Consider the following 19890-nt stretch of genomic DNA (forward strand, 5'->3'; position numbering starts at 1 on the left):
ACTATGTACTGACAGATAATGGGCTTACTCTAAACGCTGCCCACTACGTCAAAGACATTGGCTTATGATGAAAACGATTAGAAATAACATTGCCTTAGGCCTGTGAGTTTATTGATAGCTCTATTGCACAGACAAGTATTCACCGATACCACTAAACCGTAGAAATAAAACCAAGATTGCTGGGATCTAGAAGAAAAGCATCGAGGTGTTAAAGAACCAACGGAGCAGTGTTAAGCAGAGATTAATTCCAACGCAGAGCCTATGTAACGCTTAGTCCATACATTGCCGTTATACAAACCTAGTGTGATATTGCCAATACTCTAGCCCATTCATTACGTTAGTATTTATAGAAGTAAAGACGCTTGAGGCAAACACAAGTATGTGTTCAAAATGGCTGCCTGTTAACCTTGGCCTGAAGCATTCAGTAGTGACAGGTGAGATAACATGACTGCAAAGCTTAACGATATGGCTTTGCTCCACTACAAATATCACTAGATATGCAAAATACACAAGCTAGCCAACAGTGCAATTGGTAATGCTGACTTGAGCGACTAAGAGTATGAGTATGAGTATGAGTAAAAAATATCGTCAAAATACAAATGTTAGCGCTAATTAGTGCTTAGTTGAAAAAGTTATTTGCCATCAAATTTTTTCAACCAAATAACATCGGCAGTAAAATTTTGTGGCATTATTATTTGCTTTTATAATATGACTGGCTTTTTCGATGCAACATAAACCCTATAAAACCTACCTAAAACCACGACCCTTTCTATTCAGTTCACTATTTTCAATTCTTTTTTGCGGTGATTTTTTTAGCATGATAAATACCGCACCTACTCCACCACATTCTTTTGTGGCTGAATGATACGCGGTAACGGGTTCAATAAATCTTAGCCAATGGCATACCGCTGATTTCATTAACCCTGGATAAGGTTTACTTTTATAACCCTTGCCATGAATAACCAAAATATTACGTTCACCGCGTTCATAAGCACCTAGCACGCAACTAAGTAAACTTTCACGGGCCTGCGGTAGCCTGTATTGATGTAAATCCAACACGGTATTAAATCGGTATTTACCAAGGCGCAGTTGGGTAAATACTTCATCTTGAATCCCATCCATTTTGTAGCTCACCACATCATCGGGCTCAACCGCTGTAAATAAATAAGGATCGGTAGGCAATAACTGTAACAACTCATGTTGTTCCGCTGCTGCTCGCTTTGCCAATTGAGCATCTGTTACACTTAACGGATTAAGCCATCTTGGGTCTGTATGCGACTGATGTTCTTGCTTAAGAGGACTAACATCGGCCATTTCTTGTAAAAATAATTCGTCATCACTTAACGACATGTGCCACCTCCAACATACTTTGTAAAGATTCTATGCTTTAGCAAAGTGGATGATTAATTTATAGTTATCGTTACGGTATCGCTTGCCATTATTGATTTACACTAGATAAAAAAGAGAACCATTCCTTGAAAAGAATATTGTCCTTAATGAATACGCTCAGGTTATTGATATTGCTAACCGTTAGTGTGTGCCTAAGCACCATGAACGTTTATGCAACAGAATCTATACCCCATAAAACGTTGAATGCTAATTTTACAAAATTGACGCAGGCATTTGAACAATTAGATCTTGCCGCGATAGAACAAATATATACCGACGATGCTGTATATATCTCTGAAACACAAGACCGAGGTATCATTAGCGGTAAAGAAAATATTCTTAGCCTGTACAGCCAATTTTTTAACAAAATTAAACGAAAAAATGCCAAACTTGAAGTCGACTTCAGAGTACTGGTACGACACAACGAGCCCAATAGCGCAACTGATGTGGGTTATTATTTAGTGCGTTTTCATCCAGGAAAAGATTCTGGAGAACCTGTCAGTGAATTTGCTGGTAAATTTGTGACTGTTTTTAGTAAAGATAATAAACAGCAATGGAAAATTAGTGTTGATTCGAACACCCATGCTGCGCCCCATTTTTACTATGATGCCAAACCCGTCCCCAATCTTTATTACGGTCGCCAATTTATTACCGCAGCAAAAGAATAAACTCAATGAACCATAATGATTTAATAGACACTAACAGCACGTATTGCCCTTGTGGCAGCGCCGTCGACTATGCTCAATGTTGTCAGCCATTTCATCTAAATCAGGCTGTGGCTGATACACCAGAGCGATTAATGCGCTCTCGTTATAGCGCCTTTGTGTTAAAGCAATTTCATTATTTAATTGTGACTCATCATGCGGATCATTTACAGGGATTAACCGAGAAGCAGCTGGCACAATTTAAAACGCAGTGGTTGGGATTAGAAGTGCTTTCTTCGACACAATGCGCTGAAAAAGGTGAAGTGATTTTTAAAGCATGGTTTATCGAAGATAAAAAGATCGATGCGATATATGAGCGTTCATCGTTTATCAAACAAGATGGCCATTGGTTTTATACTAGTGGAACACAAATGCACAATCGTTTACCCGGTCGAAATGATGCTTGTATTTGCCATAGCGGCAAAAAGTTTAAACAGTGCTGTGCCAAACTCATGAGTTAAAACAGCAAAACCAATAATGCCGCTTAACGATCACTGTGACATATCATCAGCTAAAAGTGCATAGATGCACTTTTTTAGCTGATGAATAACCTGATCTATTTGTTCGAGATGTAACCAATATGCTAGAAATGACCTCGCCTTCATACTCAATAAATCTTATCTGATCACGCTTGTCTTTTCGTCATTAACTCAGTTTAAAAAGTCTAATTATTATCGGTCAGGCAGCGTTGATTAGCTGTTGTTGATAATATGTTAGCTAGCTCTCATATATAAATTTAATTAATGTGTAATATTCATTTTATTTACCTTATTTATATTGAGCACACTAGGTTGTGTCGAAAATAAAGGATATTTTATGACATCATTATCTGGCCAACAGCCTAGCCAAGATTCAAGCCAAGCTAAACCATCCAAGTTTACTGAAAAACTGCAATCAGTTAGTGCTCGCTTGACGTTGAGCATGTTAATCACTTTAGGCGCACTATTATTTTTAGCATATCAAGGTATATCAGGTATGCAACAAGCCACAAACTCAATTGATGACCTATACTCGCAGGGCATGCAACATACCATTCGAGCCGGCAAAGTATTAGATGAGTTAGGCAATGCAAGAAGTGCCTTGTTGTTATCCTTGCAGCATGATCCCTCATCAGAATTTGCCAAACTCCATGATCACCCAACTGACATACACATTAATGATATTAATCAATCGTTGAAAATACTCCATGATATTATTGATAATGAAATTCTAAGCTCCAATTTAAATGCCGATGAAAGAGCCCAAGTTAACAGATTGGTTCATCAACTTGATGTCATCACAGATAACGGTTTTAATCGGGCATTGGTAGAATTAAATGCGGGCAGATTCAGACAAGCAAATATGATTCTATTAAAGGATATTAATCCTGTTTTCAAATCAGTCTCTGCAGAGGCCCAAGGCTTTCTGGATATACAAATTGCTGAAGCAAAAGCTAATTTTGAACAATCAGAGGAGAATATTAGTACGTTCCGGATAAAGGTAATCATAGCAGTGCTGTTGAGTATGATAATTATCACCTTTTTATCCTTAGTGATTATTAAACGCATCAAATTAGCATCACAGCATTTAGAAGATAGCGCGAATAAAATTTCCTTGGGTGATTTGACCCAACGAATTCATTTGACGGGGAACGATGAATTTACCCACATAGCTACTTACGTAAATCAGATTGTTTATAGTTTTCAAAGTATCGTTAAATCAATGCACCAATCTACATTCTTGTTGGCAAGCGCATCAGAAGAAAACTCGGCAGTTGCGGCGCAAACAAAACTAAACATTCTCGAACAGCAACAACAAACTCAGTGTATTGCTACCGCTATCCATCAGTTTTCCGCAACGGTACATGATGTGGCCCAGAGTGCCAGTTCAGCTGCTCAAGCTTCTGAACATACAGATAATGCTGCGTCTAAAGGGCAACAGGTGGTTAAAGAGAGTATTGCCAGAATTGAACGCTTATCGATTGAAATGCAAGAGTCAGTCTCAGCAATGAAATCAGTGGCACAACATGCTGAAGATATTGGCAGTGTTGTCGACGTGATCCAAGCCATCTCTGAACAGACGAATTTATTAGCATTAAATGCGGCCATAGAAGCGGCTCGTGCTGGTGAGCAGGGTCGAGGATTCGCTGTGGTAGCAGATGAAGTTAGAACCTTAGCCAGTCGTACACAACAGTCTACCCAAGAAATACAGAAAACGATTCAAAACTTACAAAAAGCTAGCCGCGATGCGACTCAACGTTTAGTGCAAGGGGCTGAAAATGCACAACAAACGGCAACGGAAGCACAAAAAGCGGGTGATGCATTAGCTGAAATAACTGACAGTGTTGATCAAATTAATGCCATGAATTCACAAATTGCCACTGCAGCGGAAGAACAAAGTTCGGTGACAGAAGAGATAAACCGCAACATTACGAGTATCAGTGACATTTCCAATCAAACCGCTGCCGGAGCGGAACAAAGCAGTGCCGCCAGTAATGAATTAGCTAAGTTAGCCGAAACGATGAAAGAAGAAATTGAAAAATTTAGACTTTAAGGCTTAACGACTTGGTTAAATAACAGGAAGTTAGTTAGATGCATGACTTCCTTTTTTAATTCATGCAAATCGTTCACCGCTTTAATTCAAACATCGCTTGGAACCGCCCTAGTGTATAAGTAAAAAAGACGCTCTCCAACTTACCTTAATGTGTTACTGAACTAGAAAATGTCTTAATGTCACATGAAAGATAAACACTAACAAAATCTCAAAACTAAGCGATAAATGATTCAGGTTGCATGTTAACTGTAGTCGCAGACTGGTGGTTATTAATGAATAAACCAAAATCATTCACCCGTATTGCAGGGCTATACAAAAATCCTTGGGCTTGATGACAACCGCTTAGGGTTAAAAAGGCTTCTTGCTCTGTCGTTTCCACCCCTTCAGCTGTTAATGAAATGTTCAGTGCTTTCGCCATAGCGATGATGGCACTGACAATCTCACGACTTTCGCGGCTGGAAGATATATCCATAATGAATGAGCGATCAATTTTTAATTTGGAAATAGGAAACTGTTTAAGGTATTTCATCGAACTGTAACCAGTACCAAAATCATCAATCGCTAAGCCAACACCTAATTCTGCCAACTCATGACATAAATTAATCGCATAGCGAATGTCACCCATGAGTTCAGTCTCAGTGATTTCAAGGATCAATGTATTGGGCTTAATTCGATAGCGGGTGATTAATAGCCATACGAGTTCATACAAATTGCCACTAAAAAATTGTCGCGCTGACACGTTGACATGCATGGTAATGTTAACGTTTTTATGTTGCCATAAATTTAATTGCTTACAGGCCGCCTCTAATACCCATTCACCAATTTGATTAATCATCCCGGTTTGTTCTGCTATTTCAATAAACGTGCCTGGATACAGCACCCCTTTTTTAGGATGATTCCAGCGAATTAATGCTTCAGCACCAATGTATTGATGATGCTGGAGATCCATCAAAGGTTGATAGTACAGCTCAAACTCACGGCCGCGAATCGCATGCTGCAAATCTCGCTCAATTTCCGCTTTAGTGGTAAATGTTTCAAGTAACGCTTCATTAAAAAATTGGTAATTATTATCGTTTTTCTTCTTGGCATATTGCAAGGTAATATCCGCACAGGATAACGGAGTAAATAAGCCCACAACAGACTTGATGTCTACCACGGCAATGGCGGGGTTAGGTTGTATTTTCGCTCTGGAGATCATTGATGGCGCCGCCAAATTCATATACAAACGGCTAATAATGGCTTCGACTTCGATTTCAGAAGTCACTGGAGGCAGTAACACAGCAAACTCATCGCTACCGATCCTTGCGACATCAATCGCATTGGCAGACGTTGCAAAATGTTTTAATCGTCGTGCAATCTCAATCAGTAAAGCATCGCCATCATCATGGCCATGAGTATCGTTAAAACGCTTGAAGCCCAATAAATCAATGAGGATTAATATGCCATCAGCAGCGCGATCAAGTATAGGGGTAAAATGGCTACGATTGTGCAAACCGGTTAACGCACAATGCCAAGCCAAACGTTCTAATGCCACTTTATGTAAAAATGCTGCGGAATTATCATAACTGGAAACTAGCGCATAATGTTTACCTTGTTCAGTGACAAACGGCTTAATATGATACTTTAGCCAATATTCACTGCCATCGGTGCGTGTCAGCTTAAGTTCGCCTTCCACAACTTCACTAGCGCGTAATTTTTCGATGATATGATCAAGTAGTTTAGGAGCGTTTCTAAAAATATCGAGATTAGAAACGCTATGATGTTCAACGTTATTGCGAAGCAATCCAGTCATTTTTTGATGAGCACTATTCACGTACTCAATAATACGACTATCGATATTGACCAGCATAACAACATGTTCTGATTGCTCTGTGGCATTGCGTAACAAATGAATTTGTTCATTACTGTCATAGGTATAACGTGTAGACAAGGCTAACGCCAGCTGATCTGCACATTGGATTGCAAGCTGAATGTCTAATTTACCCCATTGAGTCTGTTGGCAACTTTCCACCGATAATACACCCTCGATATGGCCATTAATTCGGATGGCAATATCAATACTGGTAACAATATTGTGGTGTTGGTAGTAATCAGAAAAAGTGTCGACGAGGTTAATATGAGCATTGTCAGTAGATAATATGTAGCGATGACAACGTAGTTCGTTGATGTACTGTGGATCAATGGTCATTTGTTTCAAATGGGAGGTATACACCAGCGTCTGGTCCACATCACTTGCAACCAATGCATGCTCAGAAATAAGGCATTCATCAACCAGCAAGCCATCATTATTTTTATGTCGTAATGACCAAACAGACACAAATGATGCTTTAAAATAATCCCGCAGCAATTGACAAACCAGCTCTGCGGTTTTGGTGAAATCACCTTGTTGTTTTGCACTGGAATTTACAATTAATTCCAATAAGTGCTGGTGTTCTCTTCGACTCATTTACATCCCGAAAAAAATGGTTTCATTTCCTAAATCTATAACGTTTGTAACTCAAAATACTTATCATTATTGGTTCTGGTATTCTGAGTGTGAGTCAACATGTTATAGCAATACTTAGAGAGCAAAACTCGCGTTAAAGGCATCATAAAGTTACATTAGCAAAAGCTACTATGTCTTTAGTTAAGTAACGCAGATTACACGCGATACTTAAAAACAGCAATCCTTTGGTAATACATTGTTACGCTTTACTAGGATTAATATTACGCGAGGTATACTCGAATAAAAATCTTTAACAACAAACATATAACCAATATTTCTTTTCATTACACTGCAGAAAGATCTACAGTTGATTTTCAAGTTGAAAAATCATTTTCTCTACACTAAAAGCGAAATCAAGCTTGAGTTCAATGGTATTATCGGCATCAATAATGACAGCTTTTGTATCAGCAAAACGTTGCTGAGCAATTTCCTGCATCGCTTGAGCTTGTGACAATGCATCATCACCAGCAAAACTAAGCACTAATAATGTATCTTCTGCCTCAACTACGGCACCAATATCGACGTAACTTCCGCATTCGGTACAACTATCGCTTACAAGGCCTTGCTGCTGTTTAATTTGTTTAATCATGACTTCACCCACTAGTTAATTTAACGGTCACTTATCAATATAACGTAGATCAAGCAGCCATTTATTTGCCATGCTCACAAATCCTAAAAGTATTCACTTAATCTAAACAAGATCACCGCATTACAGGCTTATGCTAGCTGAAGTGCTAACGTGTTTGATATCTTACGCTGCGTGCTGAGTTGATCTAAAAAATGCATGTCTTCTATGGGAGTATGTTGCTGGTAGGCATTAATCGCTTTATTTTTAGTGAGATAATCACAGTTACTTAATACTTCGACCATAGCATCAGATTGCGACCCTCTGATGACCAGAGCTTCAGGTGTTAATGCTTGTTGCAGTTGAAACTGTCTGGCACCTTGTTGCTGAAATATCATCGCGTGATCAAAGGTGTCTGGATGGACAGAAATATCATCAACTAATAACTGCGGTTGCGGTACAGAAAATTTGTTGCGTAACTTTTGCGTGTTATCAGTGTCAGTTTCTAATTGAAACTGTGCCATATCACGAGCATCTACAGACAGCATAGCCAATAGCAAGCCAAATTCACCGCGACGATTATGCTCAATCGCGACGTTTAATCGGTTCCCTATTTGTAATTCATTGACTAATGTTGACTCAATTTGCATATAAAAACATCACAACTACTGCTCGATGCTATTTTATCGACCAAACAGTCATAAACTTTAGTAATTTATTCAACTTTACACTTTACATACAAAAGGTTTCTGACTACTATGGCGACCGCAATTGAGGAGGGGTTCCCGAGTGGCCAAAGGGATCAGACTGTAAATCTGACGGCTCAGCCTTCGAAGGTTCGAATCCTTCTCCCTCCACCATTTGCGTTGTTATAAAGTGTTTGTTGTGAAGCGTTAAAATTGTAAAGCGTTAGAATGTAAAAAGAGAGTAAGAAAAAAAGAAAATATGTGGAGGGGTTCCCGAGTGGCCAAAGGGATCAGACTGTAAATCTGACGGCTCAGCCTTCGAAGGTTCGAATCCTTCTCCCTCCACCATCTTTCTTTTATTCATATTATCTTGCTGTGGAGGGGTTCCCGAGTGGCCAAAGGGATCAGACTGTAAATCTGACGGCTCAGCCTTCGAAGGTTCGAATCCTTCTCCCTCCACCATTTTACATTTTGTTTTATCAATTTATATCGTGATACTAGCTAAATATCTGTCCATAATTCCTCGTTATCAAGCATCGATTTTTTCAATTCCTACACGACAAGTTTTACCCCCTAACGGTACTATTTTTTGCTTAATCTTTTCTGCTGCTGTTAATTGGCTATTTAGCCGGTCAACATTATTGATGCCATTATTTACGGTATTTTGTCTTTATCTGCTCTATTTCATCCTTTACTGCCATTATTGAACAATAAATACCTATATGGGTCGATAAACACTACTCTTAACTTTGTATTTTAGTTATTATTTATTCCTTTTTGGAATAACGAGTATTATTGCATGTCATCATCTTGGGTCAATCAGGCCATTGCAAAAATAGAAGCCGATTATCAACGTTCTGCTGATACACATCTAATCAAATTAGACTTGCCACAACTTGATGGCATAGACATTTATCTAAAAGATGAAAGTACACATCCTACAGGCAGCTTAAAGCACCGTTTGGCTCGATCATTATTTTTATATGCCCTTTGTAATGGCTGGATAAAAAAAGATACCCCAATCATTGAGTCATCCTCTGGCAGCACTGCCGTTTCAGAAGCCTATTTCGCTCGATTACTCGGTTTACCTTTTATTGCGGTAATGCCTAAAAACACCGCTAAAAAGAAAATTGAACAAATTGAATTTTATGGGGCTAAATGCCACTTTGTTGATAATGGCAGTCAGATGTACGCAGAATCAGAAAGATTGGCTGCTGAGTTAACAGGTCACTATATGGACCAATTCACTTATGCTGAGCGTGCAACAGATTGGCGGGGTAACAACAATATTGCTGATTCTATTTTTAACCAAATGGAACGCGAACCACATCCAATCCCAAGCTGGATTGTGATGAGTCCAGGAACTGGCGGCACCAGTGCCACTATTGGTCGCTATATTCGCTATCAACAACAAAAAACCCAACTGTGCGTCGTTGACCCAGAAAACTCAGTCTTTTATGATTATTTTCACAGTGGTGATGCAACGATTGTGAGTGATAAATACAGTAAAATTGAAGGTATTGGCCGACCTCGGGTTGAACCATCGTTTATTGCAGGGGTGGTTGATAGCATGATTAAAATCCCAGATGCCGCGTCAATCGCAACCATTCAATGGCTAGAACAATTAATTGGTCGTAAAACGGGCGCGTCCACTGGCACAAACTTGTATGGGGCGTTATTGCTGGCAACACAGATGCGACATGCAGGCCAAACCGGTTCAATTGTGACGTTAATTTGTGATGCTGGTGAACGTTATCTCGATACCTACTACAACCCCGAGTGGATCGAAAATAATATCGGTTGTTTTCAGCACTATCGCGAGAAACTGTCTGCCTTTAATGTTTGTGGTTTAATCAGTTAACTAAACATTAAAAAAAGCCGTTGGATCTGGATTCAACGGCTTTCATTATTGGCTCAGCATCAAGGGGAAACGTTGCTAAATACACATTAGTCGATATTCAAATATTTGTGAGTTTGAATCGATAAACGCCAATTACGCGCAATACACACTTTCATTGCAAGATCGGTTGCCCGCGCCTTTTGACTAATCGGTTGTAAACAAATCGTTTTGGCACTGATATCTATGTGTTGTAACAGCTCATCTAATTCTTCAATATGCCGTTCTGTCGCAATAGGATGTTTAATTTCGTTAGCACGATTTAAGGCTTGATCAAGTACCTTGTAGCCACCTTTCATATTAATTTTAGGTGATACCGTCACCCACACATCAGGATGACATTTCACTTCAAACGTACCACTGGTCTCAATCTGGATCTGATAACCCGCCTCAACAAAATCGTTAGTTAATTCCGTTAGGTCATACAAACACGGCTCACCACCAGTTAACACGATATGTTTTGCGGTAAAACCTTTGTCCCGAAATGCTTGCAGTAATGTGTGACCATTATGATCAGCCCAACGTCCTATGGTGCCATCGACCTGAATCACTTGCTCTGCGGTCACCTTATTCTCAGGTAATACATCCCACGTTTGCTTGGTATCGCACCATGAACACCCAACAGGGCAACCCTGCAAGCGAACGAACAGCGCAGGAACACCAGTATATGTACCCTCGCCTTGTATGGTTTCAAATACTTCGTTAACGGGATATTTCATTGTTTACCTTACTTGTAGTGACCAGCAGTAACCGGCTGACGAATTACGGGCCGGCATTTATAGAGTATTTTGCCATTAGCTGCAAGTATTTACCGCTATGGCTTTGCAGTTGAGCCTGCCTTAGGTAAAATATCCATTCTATTTCCTGAACCACTGGGCGTTGATCACCCCGATCTTGCAAGTCAGTTCAGTACGTTAAGAGTATATCCATGTCAGATACAAAGCTAAACACACCGACTAAAGCCCTTGTTGTTTTCAGTGGTGGTCAAGATTCAACCACTTGTCTTATCCAAGCATTATCACAGTACGATGAAGTACATGGGATCACCTTTGATTATGGCCAACGTCATAGACAAGAAATAGAAGTGGCAAAATCATTGGCAATTGAGTTGAAATTAGCCAGTCATAAAGTCATGGATACTAGCTTATTAAACGAATTAGCTATTTCGGCGCTAACGCGTGATGCAATTCCGGTTTCACATGAATTGATGAACAATGGTTTACCAAATACTTTTGTTCCTGGCCGTAACATTTTATTTTTAACCTTAGCAGGAATTTACGCGTATCAATTAGGCTGTAATGACATTATTACTGGCGTATGTGAAACCGATTTTTCTGGTTATCCAGATTGCCGCAATGAGTTTGTGCAATCTATGCAACATTCATTAGCATTAGGCATGGATAAACCCCTGAAAATTATTACACCTTTAATGTGGCTCAATAAAGCAGAAACATGGGCATTGGCAGACAAATATCACCAATTGGCTTTAGTGCAACATCAAACCTTAACTTGCTATAACGGAATAGTAGGCAAAGGATGTGGCGATTGCCCTGCTTGTGTACTTCGTCAACGTGGTTTAGATGATTATTTACAAAACAGTCAAGTCGTGATGGACTCGTTAAACAGTAAGCTGTAAGCCTATTATTGATATTTAGCCTGTAGTGTAAAGTTAACCATCTGATTTTTTATTTTCTTTAAGATTGCTTAATCAATATGAAAACACACTATTAGCCTAGTGAAGTCTTTTTAGTCTACAGTTAATTCTGTGTTGAGGTAAATCGGCTTAATTAGTCGTGAACAGAAGTATATAGAGGATATTTTGCTAAAACATAATTCAAACACAATTGGTCTGTATCATTTTCTTGTGGTGATCAGTCTTATTTGTATTGCTCTGTTTGCAGCAGATATTCCCTCTCCTGCATTTTTACCTATTGATCAGTATTTTAGCTATCAGTATGACTTAATTGCCAGTGGTCAGGTTTGGCGCTTAGTCACTGGAAACCTGTTGCATACCAATTTATGGCATTTGCTAATGAATTTAGCTGGATTTTGGGTAATTGTTTTTTTACATGAAGTACATTACAAAAATCATTCAGGCAAGTTGTTGCTACTGTTTTTAAGCTTATGTTTATTTGAAGGCATAGGTTTATACCTGTTCTACCCTACCTTAAAGGCCTATGTGGGTCTAAGTGGCGTATTGCACGGATTATTTGTATTTGGTGCTGTGATGGATATACGTAAAGGCTACAAGTCGGGATACTTACTCGTGATAGGAGTCATGTTAAAAGTCGGTTATGAGCAAGTATTTGGTGCCAGTGACAGCGTGACTCAATTAATCAATGCACGGGTTGCCACTGAATCACATCTTATTGGCCTTATAAGCGGTCTATTGTGCGTGTTGTGTTGGTCGATGATGGATAATCGCTTAAAACACCATAATGAGGCATAAGCTTGTGTCTGTTTTACTGCAATAATCTCACTAACAATATCTTCACAGACAATAGTTTCACAGACAATCGTTTCACTATCAGACATTAATGATAAACAATGAGTACACTAAGGTACTCATTGTGTCGTTATTGGCTCAACTTCTGATACGGGCGTAACCTCGGATTGATCCATTTCTGCAGCTATCCCAGCATCGGGTTGTGTCACCTGGCTCGCCGCATTTGCTTGTGCTCGCTCAACTAATTTATCGTATTCTGCTTGGGTAATAAGATAACTTTTTAAGGCGGGTAACGATTTTGTCGCCGGTTCAGTCACGGGAATATCTGACATACCACTAATATCAACTCGTCCAAATAACACCACTAGTGTAATCACAAGCAGGTGGACAAATACCACGAGTAAAGCAAGATAAGGACTCCTACTTACAACAGCCAAAGCCCGTTGCAAGGCATTAGCATTTGGCTCATCAGGCTGTAACAAAGGTCCGTTGCGATTGACTGAACTTGTTACACCCGTTAACTGCAGTTGGATATCATCAGCGACTTGCTGGCGATGCTGTTGTAACTCATGTTCATCCACAACATCATCTTCTGACTCTACAAAAGGTGTCACGTTTTTGTCAAAATCAATACTAACAGCATCTGCTTGCGGTAATGATTTATTTCCCCAACGCGAGTGGTGGCGAGTTGATGCTGAAATACTCGAATGGGATTGTTGGTTATTTTTAAACATAAAGTCTAATCTGCCAATAATGATTGCCTAAGTATAACGTCAACCGCCTTATTGAATAGCACCTTATTTATGCGGTTAACCCCTCAATGAAATTAATAAAGCTTAACCCAATAAAGCGTAAAAAGACGATCTACGCCATGATGTATGAGACTTAAATTTCAGCTTACACGTGTTCACCTAAATATAGCTATTTAATATTAGGGCTGATAAACTCAATTTGCTCAAAATCCTTTTAGCGTTATTCACAGGATATTATGAATTCACTATCAAACATCTCGACATCAGAGCAAACATCTACCGTTTCTTCTGGCTCAGATTACGGCCATAGGGAAGAACAAGCCAATGCATTATCGCATGCGCTTGGCGTGATAGCAGGTATTGTTGGGTTAATTCTGATGCTTATAAAAGCTCCAGATCATTTAACCTTGCTACAAATCACAGGTGTAACGATTTATGGGGTCAGTATTATTGCGTTATTTTTAGCATCGACCTTGTATCACTCAAGTAAAAGCGCGCTGTGGCGAAAACGCTTTAAAATGGCTGATCATTGCGCCATTTATGCGCTCATAGCAGGCACCTACACTCCAATGATGCTGATTAGCCTTCAAAGTTCTCAGGCCACGATTATCCTTGTGGCTATTTGGACATTAGCGCTAGGAGGAATTATATTTAAAACCTTGTTCATTGGCCGATTTAAAGCTTTTAGTGTGCTGCTGTATTTATCCATGGGGTGGTTATGTGTCACCATAATAAGCGACTTAAACACTAAAATGAGTGATTTAGGCTTGGGCTTATTATTCGCAGGCGGCTTATTTTACAGTTTAGGTGTGGTATTTTATGTAGGTAAACGTATCCCATATAATCATGCTATATGGCACTTATTTGTTCTTGGTGGTGCGATTAGTCACTTTTTGTGTATCTACTTAACAGTACTGTAAAAGTGAGCTAAGGTAATCGCCAACTAAAATACACTACAATCGTAATCAGCTTGATTACGATTGTACTTTTGAAAATGTTTTATTATCCTTGCCTAATATTCAACATCTAATCACTATTGTGTCTATAGTGGGTTTATTCGGGATCTAATGTCTACCCTATCTTCAATTGAGCGCATTTGGTTTGTTGTTAACCTTATCCCAAAAGGCAATGTGTTACCTTATGGCGTTGTTGCTGACTTTGCAGGATTACCAGGCAGAGCACGTTACGTTTCTAGGGCGTTAAAATTAGCACCACAGAATCTAACCTTACCTTGGCATCGAGTGATTAATAGCCAGGGTAAAATCTCGTTTGCTAACAACACTGATGCTTTTCAAACTCAACAACAATTACTAAGATTAGATGGAATAGAAGTGAACGCAGGCAAGATTTCATTGTCTCAATATCAATGGAAACCTGATATCGCCACCCTAGTAATGACTTTACCCTTTTAATATCAAGCTATTAACTATTATCAAATTTGAAGGTAACAATACTTTGGTCAATAAATTAACTCGCTTATCCACGTTAATCTTGTGTATTAGCCCGGTGATCCACGCACACGCAACTGACAATCAACAAACTATTGCTGATAGCGAAACCACGCCTAAATTACATCAGTCAGAAACCGCCGTCACAACAGAAAAATTTGCACAAGTTAATCCAGCTGCGGTATTAAGTGACATGGAACAAGCAGCCATTTTATCGCCCTTAACAGCCCATACTGCTAGCTATAAGGTGTTTTATGGTAGCTTCGAGTTAGGTGTAGCAAATTATCGCTTACCTGCAACCGATAGCGGTTTTTACAGCTATCATTTCGACAGCGATGTCAGCTTATTAATGCTATCTGATCAACGCCACCTTAAAAGCGAATTTACCCTAGAAAACGGTAAATTAGTGCCATTTCGATACATACAAGAACGCACTGGTACAGGTAGTGATTACACTGAACAAACCGCCTTTGTCAAAGGGCAACAATTTATTCACACCATCTACAAGCAAGAAGCATTAAAGCTGCCATACCAAGAGAAAGTATTTGACCCTTTGATGGTGCAATTACAATTTAGAATGGATTTAGCGGCCAATATTCGACCACTAGATTATAAAATGGTTAAAGAAAAAGAAATTGATGACTATCAGTTTCGAGTCTTAGGTAAAGAAAAAGTCACGATAGAAAGCGGTACTTACGATACCGTAAAAGTTGAAGTTGTCCGCGACAGTACTAAAAGACAAACCTTTTTCTGGATGGCACCGACTTTAGCGTATCTGCCAGTGAGGTTAAGCCATTTCTCAAAAGGCAGTAAACAACTGGATATTCAGCTAGCGAGCTACCAATTTGAGCAACCTCTACCACCTATGACACCGACACTCATTGATGGCCCTAACAAGCAAAGTTCAACGGCGGTAGATGAACTGCATACAGACCCTGAAACTAGTGCTCAAATCACAGAGTCAGAATTAGATGAAATAAAGCAATTAGCGGAGGATTAACTCACCTTTTCTAAATAACTTCCACTCACCTGGCTGTAACACAACCCAATTTTCGTTATTGGTCAGTGGCCTAGTTGCAATAACGGTTACCACGTCGTTTGGCGTGGTTTCTTGACTAAAATCAATGACCACATCGGTATCAATTAAAGTTGCCTTTCCAAACGGTGCACGGCGCGTGATATGGCATAAGTTGTTGGTACAATATGTCATCAAATCAATGCCATTACTCAACAACATATTAAACACGCCTAACTGTCTTATTTCATCAGCAAGTTGACTGATATAATCAAACACATCATCGAGATTATCTGGCTCATGCTCACCAAACTTATTGACCACAGATTCTAAAATCCAGCAAAAAGCTAATTCACTGTCTGTATCACCGACAGGTTGAAATCGAGAAACGATGAATCTTGAGTGGTAATCCGTCAATTGGCCATTGTGGGCATAAGTCCAATAACGGCCCCATAACTCACGGCTAAAAGGATGGGTATTGACTAAGGATACGCAGCCTCGATTCGCTTGGCGAATATGACTAATGACAATTTCACTTTTAATTGGATATGACTTTATCAGCTGTGCAATATGTGATTGACTACTAGGACAAGCGTCTTTAAATGTGCGGTTTCCTTTACCTTCATAAAAGGTAATTCCCCAGCCATCAACATGAGGACCCGTTACCCCACCACGCTCAGCTAAGCCTGTAAAACTAAAAACAATATCCGTTGGCACATTCGCGCTCATCGCCAGTAATTCACACATTAGCCTTGCCTTTTCTGTTGCTATATTGAGCTAAACACTTTTCATAAGCGTATTGTATCGAGTAAGCCAATTGAGTGGAATATTTCTGACACACAAATATTTAAACAATTGTTTGAAAAAGGCTTGTAATCGAGGCGGCATAAGGTTAACTTTTATGTGACACAGGTCCGACCACGATCATTCCTGTGAATGAGATCAACAATAAATAAGCTATTTTGCCTACATATAGCTTTAAGGAGAAGTACAGTGACCACCCTACTTTGGATCATCGCGATGATCTTTGTGCTCGGCGCTATGGCATACTTAAGAGTATCGCTATTATCAACCACGATTGCTGCGGCAATTGTGTTAGTCGTCGGTAGCACCTTGGACATTATTGGTGTAATTACATGGATTGTATTCCTTGTTATTGCGCTGCCACTCAATATTAAATCATTCAGACAAAACTTTATCAGTCGTCCGCTGCTAAAAGTGTATCGCGGTATCATGCCTGAAATGTCTTCTACAGAGAAAGAAGCCATTGAAGCAGGTACAACGTGGTGGGAAGCTGATTTATTTGCCGGTAACCCTAACTGGAGCAAATTACACAACTATCCTAAAGCGCGTTTAACTGCCGATGAACAAGCATTCCTAGATGGTCCTGTTGAAGAAGTCTGTAAAATGACTAATCAACATCAGGTATCACATCAATTAGGCGATTTGCCTCCAGAAATCTGGCAATTCTTAAAAGATCATGGCTTCTTCGCGATGATCATCAAGAAGAAATTTGGTGGTCTTGAATATTCAGCTTATGCCCAGTCATGCGTATTACAAAAGCTTGCTGGCGTCAGCAGTGAATTAGCCTCTACTGTTGGTGTTCCTAACTCATTAGGCCCTGGCGAGCTTTTACAGCACTATGGTACCAAAGAGCAGCAAGATCACTATTTACCTCGTTTAGCTAAAGGTATAGACGTGCCATGTTTTGCACTGACTAGCCCTGAAGCAGGTAGTGATGCTGGCTCAATTCCAGATTTTGGTGTGGTGTGTAAAGGTGAATTCCAAGGCGAAGAAGTGCTTGGTATGAAGCTAACATGGAACAAACGTTATATTACCTTAGCACCAGTCGCGACTGTATTAGGCCTGGCCTTTAAACTACGCGACCCTGAGCACCTACTAGGCGATAAAGAAGAATTAGGCATTACTTGTGCCCTTATTCCAACTGACATTCCAGGTGTTGAAACCGGTCGTCGTCACTTCCCATTGAACTGTATGTTCCAAAATGGTCCTACACGCGGTAACGAAGTGTTTGTACCATTAAGCTTCATTATTGGTGGCCCAGAAATGGCCGGCCAAGGTTGGAGAATGTTGGTTGAGTGTCTGTCTGTTGGTCGTGGTATTACCTTACCTTCAAACTCAGCCGGTGGCGTTAAAACTGCCGCTGTTGCTACAGGTGCTTATGCACGTATTCGTCGCCAATTTAAATTACCTATCGGTAAATTAGAAGGTATAGAAGAGCCAATGGCCCGTATCGGCGGTAACGCATATTTAATGGATGCCGTTGCAACCTTAACCACAACTGCCATCGATTTAGGTGAAAAACCTTCAGTTATCTCTGCCATCGTTAAGTATCACTTAACCGACAGAATGCAGAAATGTATTATTGATGCAATGGACATTCATGGTGGTAAAGGCGTCTGTCTTGGCCCAAATAACTATTTAGGTCGTGGCTATCAAGCTGCTCCAATCGCCATTACTGTTGAAGGTGCAAACATTCTAACGCGTTCAATGATTATTTATGGACAAGGTGCTATCCGCTGTCATCCATATGTATTGGCCGAAATGGAATCAGCGTTTGATACTGATGCAAACCGTGGCTTAGCTAACTTTGATTCAGCTATCTTTGGTCATATTGGTTTTGCAACCTCGAACTTTATTCGTAGTTTCTGGATGGGTGTTACCTCATCTTACTTCACCAATAGCCCTTACTCAGATAAAACAAAACGTTATTATCAACAGATGAACCGTTTCAGTGCAAACTTAGCGCTATTATCTGATTTGGCCATGGCGACACTGGGTGGCAACCTAAAGCGCAAAGAACGTATTTCTGCCCGCTTAGGTGACTTACTGAGCCAATTGTATCTAACTTCTGCCACGCTTAAGCGTTATGAGGACGATGGCCGTTTAACTGAAGATTTACCTTTAGTGCAATGGGCTGTTGAAGATTCATTATACAAGTTACAAGATTCATTAGATGACTTGCTTAACAACTTCCCAATGGGTTTAGGCATTGCACTACGTGCGGTAATCTTCCCATTCGGTCGCCCAATTAAGCGTCCTAGTGATGTGTTAGATCATAAAGTGGCTAAGATCATGCAAACGCCTTGTGCGAGTCGTGACCGTTTAGGTAAAGGCCAGTTCTGGACTGCTTCAGAGTTCAATCCAGTCGGTATCCAAGAACAAACGTTCAAAGATATCCTAGCGGCAGAACCACTCTATGACAAAGTCTGTAAAGCTGCCGGTAAACGTCTACCATTTATGTGGTTAGATAAAGTTGCTGCAGAAGGTAAAGCGCTTGGTGTGTTAAGCGACAGCGAAATCGCTTTACTTGAACGAGCTGAAATTGGACGTTTGAAATCAATTAACGTTGATGACTTCGATACCAATGAGCTTCAAGCACAACTTGCACCAAAAGCTAAGCAAGAGAAAGCAGCTTAGCTGCTAGGTTTAAAACCTAAAAATAAAAAGGGTAAAGCATAAGCTTTACCCTTTTTTATAGTAATAAATTATTCAGATAACTAAAGGACTAAGATGAAACACCTTACTGGATTACAATTGATGCAAGCCATGCTTAATGGCGACATCCCTGCCCCTTCAATCACCCAAACTATGCCAATGAACGCGATTGCGGTAAGCGAAGGCAGTGTCACCTTTGAAGCTTTCGCTGATGAGCGCCATCTCAACCCAATGGGCGGCGTGCATGGGGGTTTTGCTGCAACGGTTCTTGATTCAGCTACAGCATGTGCTGTGCACTCTGCATTACCCGCAGGTGTCGGTTATTCAACCATAGATTTAAATATTAAAATGGTCCGCCCTGTGCCTCAAAAGCAACGCTTATTGGCTAAAGGTAGCGTAATGAACTTGTCTACATCTCTGGGCATTGCAGAAGCAACCTTAACCACCGAAGACGGTAAACTATTGGCCACAGCCACCGCAAGCTGCCTTATTCTTCGTGGCAAATAGTCAAT

The 19890-nt window shown here is 40.0% G+C and carries 18 protein-coding genes and 3 tRNA genes; 14 read left to right on the forward strand and 7 right to left on the reverse strand.

Features of this window, described 5'->3' with window-relative positions; all coding sequences use genetic code 11:
- Positions 1-747: 747 nt before the first annotated feature.
- Positions 748-1350 carry a DNA endonuclease SmrA gene (gene smrA / locus GW828_RS00410; RefSeq protein ID WP_182697240.1) on the reverse strand — a complete coding sequence of 201 codons (603 nt, stop codon included), beginning with the start codon at positions 1348-1350 and terminating at the stop codon, positions 748-750.
- 146 nt (positions 1351-1496) lie between these two features.
- Here smrA and GW828_RS00415 point away from each other — a divergent pair, with 146 nt between their 5' ends.
- The 3 genes from GW828_RS00415 to GW828_RS00425 all read left to right on the forward strand — a co-directional run bounded on the left by GW828_RS00415 (position 1497) and on the right by GW828_RS00425 (position 4625).
- Entirely contained in the window at positions 1497-2057 is a 561-nt protein-coding gene (locus tag GW828_RS00415) for a YybH family protein (protein WP_182697239.1), read from the forward strand.
- A 5-nt stretch (positions 2058-2062) separates the two neighbouring features.
- Positions 2063-2554 (forward strand): YchJ family protein, encoded by a 492-nt coding sequence (locus GW828_RS00420; RefSeq protein WP_182756493.1) that lies wholly within the window; start codon positions 2063-2065, stop codon positions 2552-2554.
- 355 nt (positions 2555-2909) lie between these two features.
- On the forward strand, positions 2910-4625 hold the full coding sequence (locus GW828_RS00425) for a methyl-accepting chemotaxis protein (protein WP_273057284.1): 1716 nt from the start codon (positions 2910-2912) through the stop codon (positions 4623-4625).
- A 214-nt stretch (positions 4626-4839) separates the two neighbouring features.
- Here the strand turns inward: GW828_RS00425 and GW828_RS00430 are convergent, their stop codons facing one another.
- From GW828_RS00430 to GW828_RS00440, 3 genes are all read right to left on the reverse strand, one after another.
- Positions 4840-7071 (reverse strand): bifunctional diguanylate cyclase/phosphodiesterase, encoded by a 2232-nt coding sequence (locus GW828_RS00430; protein ID WP_273057283.1) that lies wholly within the window; start codon positions 7069-7071, stop codon positions 4840-4842.
- A 340-nt stretch (positions 7072-7411) separates the two neighbouring features.
- The gene (locus GW828_RS00435) at positions 7412-7699 is read right to left on the reverse strand and encodes a DUF406 family protein (protein WP_124014987.1); all 288 of its coding nucleotides are present in this window, start codon (positions 7697-7699) and stop codon (positions 7412-7414) included.
- 128 nt (positions 7700-7827) lie between these two features.
- A complete protein-coding gene (locus GW828_RS00440) occupies positions 7828-8325 on the reverse strand; it encodes a VC2046/SO_2500 family protein (RefSeq protein ID WP_124014988.1) in 498 nt (165 codons plus the stop codon).
- A gap of 125 nt (positions 8326-8450) precedes the next feature.
- Between GW828_RS00440 and GW828_RS00445 the strand changes: the two genes are divergently transcribed.
- The 4 genes from GW828_RS00445 (at position 8451) to GW828_RS00460 (ending at position 10222) form a co-directional block, all read left to right on the forward strand.
- Positions 8451-8535 (forward strand) — tRNA-Tyr (locus tag GW828_RS00445).
- A gap of 89 nt (positions 8536-8624) precedes the next feature.
- Positions 8625-8709: transfer RNA gene (locus GW828_RS00450), tRNA-Tyr, on the forward strand.
- Positions 8710-8738: 29 nt separating this feature from the next.
- Positions 8739-8823: transfer RNA gene (locus GW828_RS00455), tRNA-Tyr, on the forward strand.
- A gap of 337 nt (positions 8824-9160) precedes the next feature.
- Positions 9161-10222: a PLP-dependent cysteine synthase family protein gene (locus tag GW828_RS00460; protein ID WP_124014989.1), complete on the forward strand. Its 1062-nt coding sequence runs from the start codon at positions 9161-9163 to the stop codon at positions 10220-10222.
- An 86-nt stretch (positions 10223-10308) separates the two neighbouring features.
- On the opposite strand, the gene queE is transcribed toward GW828_RS00460, so the two are convergent.
- The gene (gene queE, locus GW828_RS00465) at positions 10309-10977 is read right to left on the reverse strand and encodes a 7-carboxy-7-deazaguanine synthase QueE (protein WP_273057282.1); all 669 of its coding nucleotides are present in this window, start codon (positions 10975-10977) and stop codon (positions 10309-10311) included.
- Between the two features lie 209 nt (positions 10978-11186).
- On the opposite strand from queE, the gene queC reads away from it, so the two are divergent.
- Complete coding sequence (gene queC / locus GW828_RS00470; RefSeq protein WP_124014991.1) at positions 11187-11894, forward strand: 7-cyano-7-deazaguanine synthase QueC; 708 nt, start codon at positions 11187-11189, stop codon at positions 11892-11894.
- A 183-nt stretch (positions 11895-12077) separates the two neighbouring features.
- Positions 12078-12707, forward strand: coding sequence for a rhombosortase (gene rrtA / locus GW828_RS00475; RefSeq protein WP_273057281.1), 630 nt, complete (start codon positions 12078-12080; stop codon positions 12705-12707).
- A gap of 116 nt (positions 12708-12823) precedes the next feature.
- On the opposite strand, the gene GW828_RS00480 is transcribed toward rrtA, so the two are convergent.
- A complete protein-coding gene (locus GW828_RS00480) occupies positions 12824-13438 on the reverse strand; it encodes a hypothetical protein (protein WP_273057280.1) in 615 nt (204 codons plus the stop codon).
- A 254-nt stretch (positions 13439-13692) separates the two neighbouring features.
- On the opposite strand from GW828_RS00480, the gene trhA reads away from it, so the two are divergent.
- The 3 genes from trhA (at position 13693) to GW828_RS00495 (ending at position 15904) form a co-directional block, all read left to right on the forward strand.
- Positions 13693-14376: a PAQR family membrane homeostasis protein TrhA gene (trhA, locus tag GW828_RS00485; protein WP_124014994.1), complete on the forward strand. Its 684-nt coding sequence runs from the start codon at positions 13693-13695 to the stop codon at positions 14374-14376.
- A 147-nt stretch (positions 14377-14523) separates the two neighbouring features.
- Positions 14524-14868 carry an MGMT family protein gene (locus tag GW828_RS00490; protein WP_182697231.1) on the forward strand — a complete coding sequence of 115 codons (345 nt, stop codon included), beginning with the start codon at positions 14524-14526 and terminating at the stop codon, positions 14866-14868.
- 229 nt (positions 14869-15097) lie between these two features.
- Positions 15098-15904 (forward strand): DUF3108 domain-containing protein, encoded by an 807-nt coding sequence (locus tag GW828_RS00495; protein WP_182756732.1) that lies wholly within the window; start codon positions 15098-15100, stop codon positions 15902-15904.
- Here the strand turns inward: GW828_RS00495 and GW828_RS00500 are convergent.
- A complete protein-coding gene (locus GW828_RS00500) occupies positions 15890-16666 on the reverse strand; it encodes a class II glutamine amidotransferase (RefSeq protein WP_124014996.1) in 777 nt (258 codons plus the stop codon). The genes GW828_RS00495 and GW828_RS00500 overlap by 15 nt on opposite strands.
- A 246-nt stretch (positions 16667-16912) precedes the next feature.
- Between GW828_RS00500 and fadE the strand changes: the two genes are divergently transcribed.
- Both fadE and GW828_RS00510 read left to right on the forward strand, forming a co-directional pair.
- Positions 16913-19360 (forward strand): acyl-CoA dehydrogenase FadE, encoded by a 2448-nt coding sequence (gene fadE / locus GW828_RS00505; protein WP_124014997.1) that lies wholly within the window; start codon positions 16913-16915, stop codon positions 19358-19360.
- Between the two features lie 93 nt (positions 19361-19453).
- Positions 19454-19885 (forward strand): PaaI family thioesterase, encoded by a 432-nt coding sequence (locus tag GW828_RS00510; protein ID WP_124014998.1) that lies wholly within the window; start codon positions 19454-19456, stop codon positions 19883-19885.
- The last annotated feature ends 5 nt before the right edge of the window (positions 19886-19890 follow it).

Origin of the sequence: Shewanella vesiculosa, from assembly GCF_009994065.1 — a bacterium.
GTDB lineage: Bacteria > Pseudomonadota > Gammaproteobacteria > Enterobacterales > Shewanellaceae > Shewanella > Shewanella vesiculosa.